Below are 15810 nucleotides of genomic sequence, written 5' to 3'. Positions count from 1 at the left end.
GGTCGTCCAATCCAATGCACAGCCGAGGGCAGTCCAATGAATTCCAAGCTGAAGCGCTTCAAGTCGACGGCGATGTTCACCATCGTCGGCGGCGTCATCATCATCAATCCCGCGTTCGCGCAGGATCCGGCGCAGCCGCAGGCCACCAGTGCGCAGGCCAGCGCGCAGGTCGATCCCACCACCCTGGACACCGTCACCGTCACTGGCATGCGCAGCAGCCTTGACCAGGCGATGAACATCAAGCGCGACTCGCACGGCGTAGTCGACGCGATCAGTGCCGAGGACATCGGCAAGTTCCCCGACACCAACCTGGCCGAGTCGCTGCAGCGCATCACCGGCATCTCGATCGAGCGCCGCGACGGCGAAGGTGCGCAGGTCACCGCGCGCGGCTTCGGTCCCGGCTACAACATGGTCACGCTCAACGGCCGCCAGATCCCCGGTGCCGATGGCTTCAGCAGCGGCGGCCTGGAGATCGGCGGCGTCGGTTCGGGCACCCGCGGCTTCAACTTCGCGCAGTTGTCCTCCGATGCGATCAGCGGAGTCACCGTCTACAAGACCGGTCGCGCGAACGTGCCCAGCGGCGGCATCGGCGCCACCATCGACATCCTGACCGATCGTCCGTTCAACCACGCCGGCGGCGAAGTCGTGGCCATCGCCGGAGCCAAGGTGGTGACCGACCAGTCGCAGGTCCTGGGTAGCGACGCCACGCCCGAACTGTCAGGCATCTTCAGCTACGCCAATGCCGACAAGACCTGGGGTATCGGCCTCAACGCCAGCCTTGAAAAGCGCCATGGCGGTTCGGTGCAGGCCAGCGAGAACGGCTGGAACGTGTCGCGCTGGACCGGCACCGACGGCAAGTTGCGCCCGGGCGCCGTCGTGCAGAACGCGCCGGACATCGGCCAGCTCTACAGCATGCCCAACGACCTGCGTTACGCGTTCCAGGATTTCGAGCGCGAGCGCGTCAACGGCCAGGCGGTGCTGCAGTTCGCCCCGTCCGACGCGTTTACCTTCACCCTGGACTACACCTACTCGACCAACGAGATCTCGCAGCTGCGTGGCGAGCAGACGATGTGGCTGCAGAACAGCCTCAGCCATGTCACCTTCGATGGGAATCCCGAGGTCGCTACCCCGATCTACATCCGCGACATCGCCGGCAGCGCCAAGGACTTCGGCTTCGAGCAGCAGCGCGACGAGCAGAAGTACAGCCTCGGTTCGCTGGGCCTCAACGCGCGGTGGGACGTCAACGACCGGTTCAACCTGACCTTCGACGCGCACAACACCAAGGTCGACAGCCGTCCGAACGATCCGATCACCGGAGGCAGCTCCACCGCGTTCAGCCTCGCCGGGCTCGCACCGAACCGCGCGACCAACAACTGGACGCAGGAGTACTGGTTCAACGGCGGCCTGCCGATCATGACGCGCACGCTGTTCCCGAGCACCGCCGATGCGGTGGCCAACACCAATGGCGTGGTCAATCCTGATTTCGCCCCGGAGCAGCTGGGCACGCAGATCCTGCGTATCTGGTCGACGCGCCAGGACACTGAAGTCAAGCAGGGCCGGATCGACGGCGAGCTGATGTTCGACAGTGGGCGCTTCACGTTCGGCATCGATTCTTCCGACGTGTCGATGCGGCGCCTGAACGTGGACGGCCACGGCCACCTGATGACGCTGGGCAACTGGGGCGTGGACGACGTCGGCCAGGCGGGCGGCATGGTCGACCTGCTGAACACGATCAACATCGGCGGCCTGTTCACCGACTTCAACGCCAATGGCTCTCCGAGGCAGGCATGGCGGGGCGATGCCAGCCAGCTGGCCCAGTGGGCGGAGCAGGCATGCGCCAGCGGTACGGCGCCGGCGGCGTGGCCGGACTGCGACAGCATCAGCTCCCGCGTGCGCACGACCTATGACAACGACAACCTGGTCGAGGAGAAGACCAATTCGGTGTACGTCCAGTGGGACCAGGACTTCATGCTCGGCAGCATGCCGGCGCAGGCCGTCATCGGCGTGCGTTACGAGAAGACCGACCTGGAGTCGACCTCGGTCATCCAGGTGCCGAGCGCGATCCGCTGGATGTCCAACAACGACTTCGGCATCGTCCGGTCGGATGAGCTGCAGCCGTTCTCCGAAAGCAACAGCTACAACTACCTGTTGCCGAACCTCGACTTCAGCATCGACCTGACCGACGATGTCAAGGGTCGCATCTCGGCGAGCAAGACCATTGCCCGTCCGCCATATGGCAACCTGTACGCGGGCCCGAACGTGGGCGGCCCCAGCGGTTCGATCCTGTTCGGCGAGCAGTACCGCGCCACCGGTGATGCACAGAACCCGTCGCTGCTGCCGCTGGAGTCGCAGAACTTCGACATTGGCGCCGAGTGGTACTTCGCTCCGGCCAGCTTCATCGGCGTGACCTACTGGCGCAAGAAGGTCGACAACTTCATCGGCAACACGGTGGTCCGCGAGAACCTGTACGGCATCACCGACCCGACCTCCGGGCCGGACGCGCAGGCGGCGCTGGCGTTCCTCAACAGCGGTGCCTGCGCAGCCCAGGTGACCGCGGCGGGCGTCGATCCGGGTGAGGGTTGCGCAGGCAACTACACCACGCTGTTCACCGCGCTGGCGATGCTGCGCAACGCAGGCGCCACCGGTGGCCTGCCTGCGTACAACGGCACCAATGTCCAGCAGATCTCGATGGAGAGCCAGTTCGACATCTTCGGCGAGGCGGACGATCCGCTGTACATGTTCGACGTCAACCGCCCGATCAACCAGCGCTCGGCCACGCTCGACGGCTGGGAAATCGGTGGCCAGTACTTCTTCGGTGACAGTGGCTTCGGCATCCTGGCCAACTACACCATCGTCGATGGCGACGTGGGCATCGATCGTGCGGCCGACCCGGGCACGGACGTGTTCGCGTTGAGCGGCCTGAGCGATACCGCCAATGCCGTGCTGATGTACGAGAACTACGGCTGGTCGGCTCGCCTTGCCTGGAACTGGCGCGACGAGTACCTGCTGGCGGCGAACCAGAACGGCAACAACCGCAACCCGTACTTCGTGGAGGAGTACAAGCAGTTCGACCTGGCCGTGGCGTACAGCTTCAGCGACCACCTCTCGGTGTCGCTGGAGGCGATCAACCTCACCGGCGAGGACGTGCGCTGGAGTGCGAGGTCGCACAACCAGATGGTCCGCCTCGTGGAGCAGGCGCCGCGTTACATGATGGGGGTGCGCTACAGCTTCTGATCCGTTTTCCAGGATCGAAGTCTGTTGCGCAGGATGGGGCCGTCGCTTCGGCGACGGCCCCTTTTTTTGAGGTCGCCGGGCATCCCGCGTCGCGTCTTGCGGGCGAGGCGGCATTGTGGATATGGTCTCCTTCGTGGCTACACCGGAGCGCCATGTAAGCCTGCGCTGGCGCCCGAATCGAAGAACCAACTGGAGCCGAAATGGCCCGATACGAGCTGCTGAACAACATCGCGCACAAGGACCTGCGCATTTCCACCCGTTTTGGCCCGGAGTTCGGCGACAACGTCGGCATGGTCCCGGCATTCCCGACCGAGTACGCGGAGCTGCAGCGCGAGTACCCGATTTTCTTCCGCAAGGAGGCCGACGGCAGTTTCCAGTCGGTGGCGCTGCTGGGATTCGACCATCGCGAGAACCTGTTCCTGCAGGGCAGCGGCTGGAACGCCAGCTACCTGCCTGGCGCCATCTCCCGCGGTCCGTTCCTGATCGGCTTCCAGGAGCAGCAGGTCGACGGCGAGTTGCGCAACATGCCGGTCATCCATGTGGACCTGGATCATCCGCGGGTCGTCACCGGGCAGGGCGAGCCGGTGTTCCTTGCCCAGGGCGGACACAGCCCCTACCTGCAGCACATCGTCGGCGTGCTCAATGGCATCAACGATGGCGTGGAAGCGAGCAAGGGAATGTTCGCCGCACTCGACGCGCTCGGACTCATCCAGCCGCTCGCACTGGACGTCCGCTTCGACGATAACCACGGCGTCAACCTGACGGGCCTGTACGGCATCGATCGCGACCGGCTGGCTGCGCTGGATGCCGAAGAGCTCCACGGGCTGCACCGCGCCGGGTGGCTCGAGGGCGTGTATCTGTTGCTGGCATCCATCCACAACATGCGCCGGCTCATTGCCGAGAAGCAACGCCTCCTGCGCGAGCAGGAGGGCAGCCGGGCGCAGGTCGCCTGACGATGTTCGACCAGGCGGCTCCGATCCGCACGATGGAAGGTTGCAGCGCCGACGCGCTGCCGCTCGCCGAGCTGCTGGAAGGCGGCACCCCCACCGTGCTCAGGGGGCTCGCGCGCGACTGGTCGCTGGTGGCTGCCGGACGCGAGTCGCCGCACGCGGCGATGGAACACCTGCGCGCGCACTACAACGGCCGCCCGGTGCAGTACAACTGGGGCGCGCCGGAAACCGCGGGACGCCCTTTCTATGTCGAAGATCGCACCGCGCTCAACTGCGAAGTACGCCGCGGCGGCCTGGACCAGGTGCTCGACGAGCTGGCCGCATACCTGGACGATCCACGACCGCCGACCTACTACGTGGCTTCGCTGCTGGTCGACTACTGCATGCCCACGCTGCGTGCCGACAACGACCTGGGCTTCGCCGCCCAGGGCGTGCAGGCGCCACCGGCCATCTGGATCGGCAACCGCGTCACCGCCTCGTGCCACTACGATGCGCCGAACAACATCGCCTGCTGCGCGGTGGGCCGTCGTCGCTTCACGCTGTTCCCGCCGGAGCAGATCGCAAACCTCTACCCGGGGCCGCTGGAGCCGACGCCTGGCGGGCAGGCGGTGACCATGGTGGATTTCCGCGATCCGGACCTGGAACGCTATCCGCGTTTCCGCGAGGCACTGGCGACGGCGCAGTCGGCGGTGCTGGAGCCGGGCGATGCGATCTTCATCCCCAGCATGTGGTGGCACCACGTGCAGGGCCTCGATCCGTTCACCGTGCTGGTGAACTACTGGTGGGGCAGCATGCCGGACTGGATTCCGACGCCCATGCATGCGCTCTACCATGCGATGTGGACCATTCGCGACCGGCCCGAACGGGAGAAGCAGGCCTGGCGGGAGGTCTTCGAGTACTACGTGTTCGGGCCGGCGGGGCAGGCCGGCGCGCACCTGCCCGAGGCGGCGCGCAACATCCTGGGCCCGTTCGACGAGATGGCCGCGCGCAGGATGCGCGCGATGCTCATCGGCAAGCTCAATCGCTGAGTGAGCCGGCGGGGGCAAGAATTTTCAGATGCTGCATGCCCGCGGGCATCGGCATCGGCATCGGCATGAATCCACCGCGCATGCGGTGCAACGAAGAAGATGGAAGAGGGAGGGGGTTTTGGAGACCAACCGTATTCGCAAGGTCGTTATCGCTGGTGGTGGCACCGCTGGCTGGGTCGCGGCTTGCGCCCTGACCCACCAGTTCCGCGACCTGCTCGACATCACCCTGGTGGAGTCCGATCAGGTCGGCACCGTAGGCGTGGGCGAGTCGACCATCCCGACCATCCGCACCTTCCACAGGTTGTTGCAGATCGACGAGCGTGAGTTCCTCAGCTCGGTTGCCGGCAGCTTCAAGCTGGCGATCTCGTTCGAGAACTGGATCCGCCCGGGCTCGCGCTACATCCATCCGTTCGGCACCACGGGCGTGAACACCTGGTCGTGCGATTTCCACCAGTTCTGGCTGGAAAGCCGCCGCCGCGGCATGCAGAGCGAACTGGGCGACTACTGCCTGGAGACCGTCGCCGCGCTCCAGGACCGCTTCGCCCTGTTCAATGCCGGCCAGAACAACCAGCAGTGGTCGATGCGCTGGACCAAGGCGGCCACGGCGCTGGAGCGTCGTGACGTGAGCTATGCCTACCACTTTGACGCCGGGCTGTATGCCGCGTTCATGCGCGTCAAGTGCGAAGGCCGCGGGCTCAAGCGCGTCGAGGGCAAGATCGCCCAGGTACGCCAGGACCCGGACAGCGGCTACGTGCAGTCGCTGGTGCTGGAGGATGGGCAGGTCATCGAGGGCGACCTGTTCATCGACTGCACCGGCGCGCGCGCGGTGCTGAGCGAGCAGGCGCTGCACACCGGCTACGAGGACTGGGACCACTGGCTGCCAAGCAACCGCGCGGTGGCGCTGCAGACCGAAGCCGATGGGCCGCCGGTGCCGTACACGCGCGCGATCGCGCACGAGGCCGGCTGGCACTGGAAGATCTCGCTCCAGCACCGGATCGGGTGCGGCATCGTGTTTTCCGATGCGCACATGTCCGACGACGAGGCGACCGCCAAACTGCTCGCCGAGAACCCGTCCAAGCCGCTGCGCGACCCGTGGATCATTCCTTTCCGCACCGGGCGCCGGCGCAAGGCCTGGAACAAGAACGTGATCGCGCTCGGACTGGCGAGCGGCTTCATCGAGCCGCTGGAGTCCACCAGCATCCACCTGACCCTGAGTGCGGTCACCCGCCTGGTGCAGTTCTTCCCTTCAGAGGGCATCAGCCAGGCGGCGGTGGACCGCTTCAACCAGGTCAGCCGCCAGGAGCTCGAGCACGTTCGCGACTTCGTTGTGATGCATTACCACCTCAACCAGCGCGATGAGCCCCTGTGGAAGCAGTGCCGCGAAATGGAACTGCCACCCGGCCTGGCCGAGCGCATCCAGGTGTTCCGCGAGACCGGCTACGCGTGGCAGGGGGAGGACGAACTGTTCCGTCTCGACTCCTGGACCCACTGCATGCTCGGCCAGGGCGTGGTGCCGCGCAGCCACCATCCGCTGACCCGCGCGCTGTCGGACACCGATCTCAAGCGCCTGCTCGAGAGCGTGCGCACGCCGATCGATGCCGCTGTGGCGGCCATGCCCAGCCAGGAGCAGTTCATTGACAGCTACTGCAAGGCGCCGCCCTCGGCCTGGGAACAGATGTACGCACGTGCCCGGCAGCATGAGCGGGTGACCGGCAAGATCGCGGGCGTCGGCGGAGGCCTGACCCAGTGAGGCGCAGATGCTGATCCAGGCGCACCCCGGCCTGCGCCTTCAGGTGCGGCGGATCGGTGCGGAGGGCGCGCCACTGCTGGTGATCGACCAGTTGGTAGCCGATCCCGACCGTCTGGTGAGGAAGGCGGCGCGTGCGCAGTTCGCGCCCCAGGGTGCGATGTTCCCCGGCATCCGCGTGCGCGCTCCGCTGTCGTACGAGGCGTTCCTGGAGCGGATCATCCGGCCCCTGCTCGGCGATGTCTTCGGTCTGCCGCCGCAGGCCCGGCTCGCGTTCCCGATGTGCCACTACTCGCTGGTGACCCAGCCACCGCAGAAGCTGGCATTCCTGCAGCGCATTCCGCACATCGACTCGGCGACCGGGCTCGGCCTGGCGTCGGTGCACTACCTGTTCCGCGGGGAATGGGGCGGGACGGCGTTCTACCGGCACCGCAGCACCGGTTTCGAATACGTGGACGAGGGGCGCGAGCGCACCTACTTCGGCCAGCTGGAGCAGGAGAGCCAGGGACCGGACGCGCCGCAGCCCGGCTACATCGGAGAGGACACCGCGCTGTTCGAGCGCGTCGACAAGGTCGACGGCGTCTACAACCGCCTGGTGATATACCGGCGCAACTCGCTGCACTCGGGGACCATCGACAATGCCAACGTGCCTCCGCCCGACCCGGAGAAAGGCCGCCTGTCGATCAACAGTTTCATCGATGTGATCCCCTGACGGCATGGGCGGCGTCGGCGTGCGCGTCTACGATCGCCCGCAGCGAAGTGGTGCCGTGCCTGCCGGTCGCAGGCCATGTGGCCTTGGGGCGGTTTCATCGTGAACGCGACGTTGCTCTTGCTGGTGCAACTGGTGCTGATCCTGGTCATGGCCCGGTTGTGCGGCGCGTTCCTCGGGCGCTTCGGCCAGCCGCCGGTGATCGGCGAGATGATGGCGGGACTGTTGCTGGGGCCCATCGTGTTCGGTGCGTGGCTGCCTGATCTGCACGCCACGCTGTTCGCCAAGCCGTCGTTGCCGGCGCTCTCCGGCCTGGGAACGGTGGGCGTGGCGCTCTTCATGTTCATCGTCGGCGTGGAGCTGCGTGCGCCAGGTGGCAGCCGCGCACAGGTCCGGGCGGCTGCCACCATCGGCCTGGTGGGCGTGGCGTTGCCGCTGGTGCTTGGCCTGGCGATCGCACCCGTGCTGTACCGCTCCTTCGCCCCCGACGGCGTGGCGTACTGGCCGTTCGCGCTGTTCATCGCCGCGGCCATGTCGGTCACCGCGTTCCCGGTGCTCGCGCGCATCCTCAAGGACCGCAACCTCACCCACAGCACGCCGGGCAGGCTGGCGCTGGGTGCGGCGGTGATCGACGACGGCTGCGTCTGGATTTTCCTGGCGGTGGTGCTGGCGCTGGCCGGGGGCGGGTCGCCGGCAGGCGTGCTGGTGGCGATCGGCGGCGGCCTGGCGCTGGTGGCGATGGTGTTCCTGCTGCTCAAGCCACTCTATGCCCGCCTGTTGCGGACGTCCGGCGATAGCGGCGAGCCCGATGCCTCGATGCTGGTCTGGATCCTGGTCGGCGTGCTGGGATGCGCCGCCTTCGCCGAGTGGATCGGCCTGCATGCCGTCTTCGGTGCCTTCCTGTTCGGCGTAGCGCTGCCGCGCGACGATCGCGTGCTGTCCTTCCTGGCGCGGCGGATCGAGCCGGTCGCGATCGTGTTGCTGATGCCGGTGGTGTTCGCCCTCGCCGGGCAGAACACCACGCTCGAGGCCTTCGCCGGTGCCGGCATCGGTGCATTCGGGCTGATCCTGCTGGCCGCGGTCGCCGGCAAGGTGATCGGCTGCGCAGCCGGTGCGCGCCTGAGCGGCCACGGCTGGCGCGACAGCCTGGCGGTAGGCTCGCTGATGAACGCGCGCGGCCTGATGGAGCTGATCGTCATCAAGATCGGCTTCGACGCCGGGCTGATCGGGCCGGAGCTGTTCACGATGCTGTTCGCGATGACCCTGGCGACCACATTGATGGCCTCGCCGCTGCTGGCGCTGTTCTATCGTCGCCCGGCCGATGCGAAGGCTGGACTGGCGCCGGAGTTGCGCGTCGATTCCTGAGGCGGATGCGGCGGGGCATTCGTGGCCGAAGATGCCGCCTGGCGCTCCTCTGACGGTTCCATCGGTCGCGCTCCGGAGGGCTGCGCCGCGCTGCCTGCTGCATGAGTTGAGCTGCTTTCCCGCTGCGCCTTAAGATGCGTTGAGCTGAGGCCAGGGAGCGGCGATGTCGGAAGCAACGGGATGTGCGAACTGCGGGCGCCTGATCGACGGCCCCGCCCAGAAATTCTGCCCGGCCTGCGGCCAGGCCACGCCGATGCATCGCATCGACTGGCATTCATGGCGCACGAGCTGGAGCACAGCGTGCTGCACATGGATCGCGGCATCCTGTATTCGCTCAAGGAGCTGATGCTGCGGCCCGGTCGCCTGATGCGCGACTACATCGAGGGACGGCGGGCGCGGCAGGCTAAACCCCTGCTCCTGCTGATGGTCATGGCAGCGGCGGTGGTGTTTCTCAGCAAGTACATCCTGGGTGCGGGCGTGATCGATGGATCGTTGCCTCAGGTCGATTTCCAGGCCGCCGGAGCGGGCGGCAAGAACTCATTGGATCCTGCGGCAATGCAGGCCGCGTTCGCTACGGTGGGGGACCTGATGGACCGGAATTTCGCAGCGTTCACCCTGCTGCTGCTGCCGTTCGAGGCGGCGGCGTTCCGGCTGGCATTCGGGCGCGTCGGCAAGTTGAACTATCCGGAATGGCTGGCGATCACCGCGTTCCTGACGGTGCAGGCGTTCGTCTTCTGGATCATCGCCCTTCCGCTGCAACGTTGGTTCCCATACGTGCAGAACCTGGTCATGTGGGTGGCGATGGGTTACGGCGTTTTCTCGCTGGTCCAGTTCTTCAGCGGCTATCCACGCTGGAAATCCGCATTGCGGGCGATGGCAGGTTTCGGCGCTTTCCTGCTTGTCGGCGGTTTGGTCACCGTGGTGCTGGTGGTGGCCCTGCTGGTCAAGTCGATGGCCGGCTGAACTGGCTGCCTTGCCAGCTGCGGGCGCGTTGCAGGTGCGCCTGGCCCCGAAACAGAACGCCCGCCAATCGGCGGGCGTTTGCATTGAGACCGTGCGCTTGAAGCTTACTTCAGCGCCTTGAACCGCAACCGGTGAGGCTGCGCGCCCTCGGCGCCGAGGCGGCGCTTCTTGTCTTCCTCGTACTCGCGGTAGTTGCCCTGGAAGAACTCCACGTGCGAGTCGCCCTCGAAGGCGAGGATGTGCGTGGCGATGCGGTCCAGGAACCAGCGGTCGTGCGAGATGACGAAGGTGTTGCCCGGGAACTCCAGCAGGGCGTCTTCGAGCGCACGCAGCGTCTCGATGTCCAGGTCGTTGGACGGTTCGTCGAGCAGCAGCACGTTGCCGCCCTGCAGCAGGGTCTTGGCCATGTGCAGGCGGCCGCGCTCGCCACCCGACAGCGTGCCGACCAGCTTCTGCTGGTCCTGGCCCTTGAAGTTGAAGCGGCCGATGTAGGCGCGCGACTGGATCTCCACGCCGTTGATGTTGAGGATGTCCAGGCCGCCGGAAATCTCCTGGAACACGTTGTGGTTGCCTTCCAGCGCGCCGCGGCTCTGATCCACGTAGGCCAGATTCACGCTCGGGCCGATCACGATCTGGCCCGAATCGGGCTTCTCCTGGCCGGTGATCATCTTGAACAGGGTCGACTTGCCGGCGCCGTTGGGGCCGATGATGCCGACGATGGCGCCGGGCGGCACGATCATCGAAAGGTCGTCGATCAGCAGGCGGTCGCCGAACTTCTTGGAGACGTTCTTGAACTCGATCACCGAGTTGCCCAGGCGCTCGCCCGGCGGAATGAAGATCTCGTTGGTCTCGTTGCGGCGCTGGTAGTCGACCGACTGCAGCTCCTCGAGGCGGCCCAGGCGTGCCTTGCCCTTGGAGCGGCCGCCCTTGGCGTTCTGCCGCGACCACTCCAGTTCCTTCTGGATGGCCTTCTGGCGTGCCTTCTCCTGGTTGTCTTCCTGCTTGAGGCGGTCGTCCTTCTGGGTCAGCCAGTCGGTGTAGTTGCCCTTCCACGGGATGCCGCGGCCGCGATCCAGCTCGAGGATCCACTCGGCGGCGTTGTCGAGGAAGTAGCGGTCATGGGTGACCGCGACGACCGTGCCGGTGTAGCGGGCCAGGAACTGTTCCAGCCACTCGACCGATTCGGCGTCCAGGTGGTTGGTCGGTTCGTCGAGCAGCAGCATGTCCGGCTTCTGCAGGAGCAGGCGGCACAGCGCCACGCGGCGCTTCTCGCCACCGGACAGCTTGCCCACCACCGCGTCCCACGGCGGCAGGCGCAGCGCGTCGGCGGCGATTTCCAGCTGCTGTTCCAGGGTGCTGGCGTCGCCGCTGGCCAGGATCGCCTCCAGGCGCTCCTGTTCCTTGGCCAGCGCGTCGAAATCGGCGCCGTCCTCGGCATAGGCGGCGTAGACCCGTTCCAGCGCGGCCTGGGCCTGCAGGACTTCGCCCACGCCTTCCTCGACGGCCTCGCGCACGGTGTGGTTGGGGTCCAGCTGCGGCTCCTGCTCCAGGTACCCGACCTTGATCCCGGGCTGCGGGCGCGCCTCGCCCTCGAAGTCCTTGTCCACGCCGGCCATGATCCGCAGCACGGTCGACTTGCCCGAGCCGTTCAGGCCCAGCAGGCCGATCTTGGCGCCGGGGAAGAAGCTCAGCGAGATGTCCTTGATGATCTGCCGCTTGGGCGGGACCACCTTGGACACGCGGTTCATGGTGTAGATGTATTGCGACATGGGACTGTGGACTCCGCGGACGGGCAGCGGCAGCCTGCCGGGAGGCGGGCTGCGCGGGGATAGGACGGGATCGGGCGATTATCCCGGATATGGGGGCGGGGCGCCAAATCGCCAACCAGGGCCCGGCGGGCTTCCCGGGAGCCCCGGCGGCCCGGGAAGGGGCCGAAACGCTACAATCGTCGACCCCGCCATCTCGTTCCTGGAGCCCCGATGTTCCCGCGCGACGCCCGTATCGAAGGTTATGACCCTGAACTGGCCGCGGCCATCGCCGACGAGGCCCGCCGCCAGGAAGACCACGTCGAGCTGATCGCCAGCGAGAACTACGCCAGCCCGCGCGTGCTGGAGGCCCAGGGCAGCGTGCTGACCAACAAGTACGCCGAAGGCTATCCGCGCAAGCGCTATTACGGCGGCTGCGAGTACGTGGACATCGCCGAGCAGCTGGCGATCGACCGGGTCAAGCAGCTGTTCGGCGCCAGCTACGCCAACGTGCAGCCGCACTCCGGTTCGCAGGCCAACCAGGCGGTCTATTTCGCCCTGCTCAACCCGGGCGACACCATCCTGGGCATGTCGCTGGCCCATGGCGGCCACCTGACCCACGGTGCCAAGGTCAATGCTTCGGGCAAGCTGTTCAACGCCGTCCAGTACGGCGTCAACGACCAGGGCCTGATCGATTACGACGAAGTCGAGCGCCTCGCCGTCGAGCACAAGCCGAAGATGGTCGTGGCCGGTTTCTCGGCCTATTCGCAGCAGATCGACTGGGCGCGCTTTCGCGCCATCGCCGACAAGGTCGGTGCCTACCTGTTCGTGGACATGGCCCACGTCGCCGGCCTGGTCGCCGCGGGCGTGTATCCCAATCCGCTGCCGCATGCGCACGTGGTGACCTCGACCACGCACAAGACCCTGCGCGGTCCGCGCGGCGGCATCATCCTGGCGCTCAATGCCGGCGAAGAGATCGAGAAGAAGCTGCAGTCGATCGTGTTCCCGGGCATCCAGGGCGGCCCGCTGATGCACGTGATCGCGGCCAAGGCGGTCGCGTTCAAGGAGGCGCTGGAGCCGGAGTTCACCAGCTACCAGCAGCAGGTGGTGAAGAATGCCCAGGCCATGGCCAATACCCTGATCGCGCGCGGCTACAAGATCGTCTCCGGCGGCACCCAGAACCATCTGATGCTGGTGGACATGATCGGCAAGGACGTGTCCGGCAAGGACGCGGAAGCCGCGCTGGGCAAGGCCCACATCACCGTCAACAAGAACTCGGTGCCCAACGACCCGCGCTCGCCGTTCGTGACCTCGGGCCTGCGCCTGGGCACCCCGGCGGTGACCACCCGCGGCTACGTCGAGCAGGACTGCGTGGACCTGGCCAACTGGATCGCCGACGTGCTCGATGCGCCGACCGACGAGTCGGTGATTTCCACCGTGCGCGAGAAGGTCACCGCGCAGTGCCGCAAGTACCCGGTCTACGGCTGACCGGACCCTCGGGGCCATCGCATGCACTGTCCCTACTGCCAGCACACCGACACCCGCGTGATCGATTCGCGCGTGTCCGAGGACGGCGCGACGATCCGCCGCAGGCGCGAATGCGAGGCCTGCGGCGAACGCTTCAGCACGCTGGAAACGGTGGAGCTGAAGCTGCCGGCGATCATCAAGAGCGATGGCCGCCGCGAGGCGTTCGACGCGCGCAAGCTGCGCGTGGGCTTCGATCGGGCCTTGCAGAAGCGCTCGGTGGCCGAGGAGCAGATCGAGGCGGCGGTGCGCGCGGTGGTGCACGGCGTGCGCATGAGCGGCGAGCGTGAGTTGGCCTCGCGCCGGATCGGCGAATTCGTCATGGACGAGCTGCGCAAGCTGGACCACGTCGGCTACGTGCGCTTCGCCTCGGTCTATCGCAGCTTCGAGGACGTCGCCGATTTCCGCGAGGAGATCGAGAAGCTCGAGCGCGACCTGCCGCCGGGCAGCGGCCAGCTGCCGTTGCTGCAGGGGGGCGAGGTCGTGTCCCTCGACAAGCACGCCGAGAAGCTCGCCGAGCGGCAGAAGAAGCGCTGAGCGCGGCCGTGCGCATCGCCTGGCTTCGCGATCATCCCTGGCACATAGAGGCGCTCGCGGCGGGGCACCTGGAGGCCTTTGGCGCACTGATTCCGGACTGGGACATCGTCCAGGCCATCGCCGAGCTGCGCTCGCACACCCGCGGGTGTGCGATCCCGACCACGCTTATCGCCCTGGACGATGCCGGCACCTGGCTCGGTTCGGTCAGCCTGTTGCAGGAAGACCACGAGCACATCCGCCAGTATTCGCCCTGGCTGGCCACCCTGTACGTGCGGCCAGCCGCGCGCGGGCAGGGCGTTGGCTCGGCGCTGGTCGCGCGCTGCGTCGCCGAGGCCGCCGCATTGCAGGTGGCCGAGCTCTACCTGTACTGCACCACGTCGATGGCCGACTGGTACCGGGCGCTGGGCTGGCATGACCACGACATCGTGGAACTCGGTCCACTGCAGGTCCGGGTGATGGCGATCCGGTGCGCGGCGGTGGCGACGTGACCTTCGATGGTCGCGACCATGCCTTGATGGCCCATGCGCTGCAGCTGGCGCAGAGCGCGCTGTTCACCGCGCGTCCCAACCCGATGGTGGGCTGCGTCATCGCCCGCGGCGGCGAGGTGGTGGGCGAGGGCTGGCACCCGCGCACCGGCGAAGCGCATGCGGAAGTGTTCGCGCTGCGCCAGGCAGGTGCCCGGGCGCGCGGCGCCACCGCCTACGTGACCCTGGAACCCTGCGCCCACTTCGGGCGCACGCCGCCGTGCGCCGACGCGCTGGTCGGGGCCGGCGTGTCGCGCGTGGTGGCGGCCATGCGCGATCCGTTCCCGCGCGTGGACGGCGCCGGCTTCGCCCGCTTGCAGGCCGCCGGGATCGCGGTCGCCGCCGGGCTGATGGAGGCGCAGGCGCGCGAACTGAACCGCGGCTTCCTCTCGCGCATCGAGCGTGGCCGCCCGTGGCTGCGGATCAAGCTGGCCGCCAGCCTGGACGGGCGCACCGCGATGGCCAACGGCGAATCGAAATGGATCACCGGCGAGGCCGCGCGTGCCGACGTGCAGCGCTGGCGCGCGCGCAGCGGGGCGATCCTCACCGGCGCCGACACGGTGCTGGCCGACGATCCGGCGCTCACCGTCAGGCTGGGCGACGATACCCCGTTCGAGCCGCCGATGCGGGTCGTGGTGGACACGCGCCTGCGCAGCCTGGCGTGCGGCAAGGTGCGCGATGGCAGCGCGCCGACCCTGTACCTGCATGGCCCCCAAGCCGCCCCCGCGGCCGGCCTGTCCACTGAGTTCGCGGCGCTGCCGCTGCGCGGCGACCATGTCGACCTCCGGGCCGCGCTAGGCCTGCTTGGCGAACGCGGCATCAACGAGGTCCAGGTGGAAGCCGGCCCGGCCCTGTGTGGAGCCCTGCTGGGCGCCGGCCTGGTCGACGAGCTGCTGCTGTACCAGGCCCCCGTGCTGCTGGGCGACGGGGCCCGGCCGCTGTTTGCCGGCCTGGGAATCGAGACGATGGCGCAGCGCCTGCGTTTCGACCTGGTTGACGAGGCGCGTTTCGGCGAAGACCGCCGCCTGCTGCTGCGACCGTCTGCCTTGTAGGAGCGGGCATGGCCGCGACACGACGCCGCACGCGCAGGCGACGCCCTCGTGGAGCCGACGCCCGGTCGCGGTCATGCCCGCTCCTACAATGCGTGGACACACCGTTCCAGGCGGTCTGTGGCGTAGGCCCAGGGCCATTCAGCGGCCTGCGGTAGAATGCCCGCGCCGGTTCGCCGGTGATCCAACAAGATCGAACGTCTTCAGGGCGGGGTGGAATTCCCCACCGGCGGTAGGCGCCAGTTCCTGTGAAGGGGCCGGCGCGAGCCCGCGAGCGCTCCCGATGCCGGCTTTCCGCCGCGCCGGGAGGTCAGCAGATCCGGTCCGATGCCGGAGCCGACGGTTGTGGCGTGGCCCAGGTCGCGCCCTAGAGTCCGGATGAAAGAAGACGCAGCCGCCCGGCCCGTGCCGGGTGGCCGCTCGTGCCCCGGGACG

12 protein-coding genes and 1 riboswitch are annotated in these 15810 nt (G+C 67.5%); of the genes, 11 read left to right on the top strand and 1 reads right to left on the bottom strand.

Annotated features, from left to right (window positions below; genetic code table 11):
* The first annotated feature begins 36 nt into the window (after positions 1-36).
* From CSC65_RS02415 to CSC65_RS02385, 7 genes are all read left to right on the top strand, one after another.
* Entirely contained in the window at positions 37-3234 is a 3198-nt protein-coding gene (locus CSC65_RS02415; protein ID WP_162408381.1) for a TonB-dependent receptor, read from the top strand.
* 200 nt (positions 3235-3434) lie between these two features.
* Positions 3435-4187: a SapC family protein gene (locus CSC65_RS02410; RefSeq protein WP_162408380.1), complete on the top strand. Its 753-nt coding sequence runs from the start codon at positions 3435-3437 to the stop codon at positions 4185-4187.
* A 2-nt stretch (positions 4188-4189) separates the two neighbouring features.
* Positions 4190-5212, top strand: coding sequence for a cupin-like domain-containing protein (locus CSC65_RS02405; RefSeq protein WP_162408379.1), 1023 nt, complete (start codon positions 4190-4192; stop codon positions 5210-5212).
* 118 nt (positions 5213-5330) lie between these two features.
* Positions 5331-6962 carry a tryptophan halogenase family protein gene (locus CSC65_RS02400; RefSeq protein ID WP_202922816.1) on the top strand — a complete coding sequence of 544 codons (1632 nt, stop codon included), beginning with the start codon at positions 5331-5333 and terminating at the stop codon, positions 6960-6962.
* A gap of 7 nt (positions 6963-6969) precedes the next feature.
* Positions 6970-7671 carry a DUF6445 family protein gene (locus CSC65_RS02395; protein ID WP_162408377.1) on the top strand — a complete coding sequence of 234 codons (702 nt, stop codon included), beginning with the start codon at positions 6970-6972 and terminating at the stop codon, positions 7669-7671.
* Between the two features lie 99 nt (positions 7672-7770).
* Entirely contained in the window at positions 7771-9033 is a 1263-nt protein-coding gene (locus CSC65_RS02390) for a cation:proton antiporter (RefSeq protein WP_162408376.1), read from the top strand.
* A 276-nt stretch (positions 9034-9309) separates the two neighbouring features.
* The gene (locus tag CSC65_RS02385; protein ID WP_162408375.1) at positions 9310-9996 is read left to right on the top strand and encodes a DUF3667 domain-containing protein; all 687 of its coding nucleotides are present in this window, start codon (positions 9310-9312) and stop codon (positions 9994-9996) included.
* A 104-nt stretch (positions 9997-10100) separates the two neighbouring features.
* Here CSC65_RS02385 and ettA read toward each other — a convergent pair whose 3' ends face one another.
* A complete protein-coding gene (gene ettA, locus CSC65_RS02380; RefSeq protein ID WP_162408374.1) occupies positions 10101-11765 on the bottom strand; it encodes an energy-dependent translational throttle protein EttA in 1665 nt (554 codons plus the stop codon).
* Between the two features lie 210 nt (positions 11766-11975).
* Here ettA and glyA point away from each other — a divergent pair, with 210 nt between their 5' ends.
* Genes glyA through ribD form a run of 4 tightly spaced genes read left to right on the top strand, consistent with a single transcriptional unit; the run spans position 11976 to position 15378 of the window.
* On the top strand, positions 11976-13229 hold the full coding sequence (glyA, locus tag CSC65_RS02375; protein ID WP_162408373.1) for a serine hydroxymethyltransferase: 1254 nt from the start codon (positions 11976-11978) through the stop codon (positions 13227-13229).
* Between the two features lie 21 nt (positions 13230-13250).
* Complete coding sequence (gene nrdR / locus CSC65_RS02370) at positions 13251-13802, top strand: transcriptional regulator NrdR (RefSeq protein WP_162408372.1); 552 nt, start codon at positions 13251-13253, stop codon at positions 13800-13802.
* A gap of 8 nt (positions 13803-13810) precedes the next feature.
* On the top strand, positions 13811-14290 hold the full coding sequence (locus tag CSC65_RS02365; protein WP_162408371.1) for a GNAT family N-acetyltransferase: 480 nt from the start codon (positions 13811-13813) through the stop codon (positions 14288-14290).
* 26 nt (positions 14291-14316) lie between these two features.
* On the top strand, positions 14317-15378 hold the full coding sequence (gene ribD, locus CSC65_RS02360; protein ID WP_162408537.1) for a bifunctional diaminohydroxyphosphoribosylaminopyrimidine deaminase/5-amino-6-(5-phosphoribosylamino)uracil reductase RibD: 1062 nt from the start codon (positions 14317-14319) through the stop codon (positions 15376-15378).
* A 192-nt stretch (positions 15379-15570) separates the two neighbouring features.
* Positions 15571-15769: riboswitch (FMN riboswitch) on the top strand.
* The last annotated feature ends 41 nt before the right edge of the window (positions 15770-15810 follow it).

Origin of the sequence: Pseudoxanthomonas daejeonensis (assembly GCF_010093205.1) — a bacterium.
Taxonomy (GTDB): Bacteria; Pseudomonadota; Gammaproteobacteria; order Xanthomonadales; family Xanthomonadaceae; genus Pseudoxanthomonas; species Pseudoxanthomonas daejeonensis.
This window is presented reverse-complemented; position numbering and strand designations above follow the sequence as displayed.

Excerpts from the sequence above, each read along its gene's own strand:
- CSC65_RS02415 (WP_162408381.1), top strand. The coding sequence starts at position 37 with ATGAATTCCAAGCTGAAGCGCTTCAAGTCGACGGCGATGTTCACCATC.
- CSC65_RS02410 (WP_162408380.1), top strand. The coding sequence starts at position 3,435 with ATGGCCCGATACGAGCTGCTGAACAACATCGCGCACAAGGACCTGCGC.
- CSC65_RS02405 (WP_162408379.1), top strand. The coding sequence starts at position 4,190 with ATGTTCGACCAGGCGGCTCCGATCCGCACGATGGAAGGTTGCAGCGCC.
- CSC65_RS02395 (WP_162408377.1), top strand. The coding sequence starts at position 6,970 with ATGCTGATCCAGGCGCACCCCGGCCTGCGCCTTCAGGTGCGGCGGATC.
- CSC65_RS02385 (WP_162408375.1), top strand. The coding sequence starts at position 9,310 with ATGGCGCACGAGCTGGAGCACAGCGTGCTGCACATGGATCGCGGCATC.
- ettA (WP_162408374.1), bottom strand. The coding sequence starts at position 11,765 with ATGTCGCAATACATCTACACCATGAACCGCGTGTCCAAGGTGGTCCCG.
- glyA (WP_162408373.1), top strand. The coding sequence starts at position 11,976 with ATGTTCCCGCGCGACGCCCGTATCGAAGGTTATGACCCTGAACTGGCC.
- nrdR (WP_162408372.1), top strand. The coding sequence starts at position 13,251 with ATGCACTGTCCCTACTGCCAGCACACCGACACCCGCGTGATCGATTCG.
- ribD (WP_162408537.1), top strand. The coding sequence starts at position 14,317 with ATGGCCCATGCGCTGCAGCTGGCGCAGAGCGCGCTGTTCACCGCGCGT.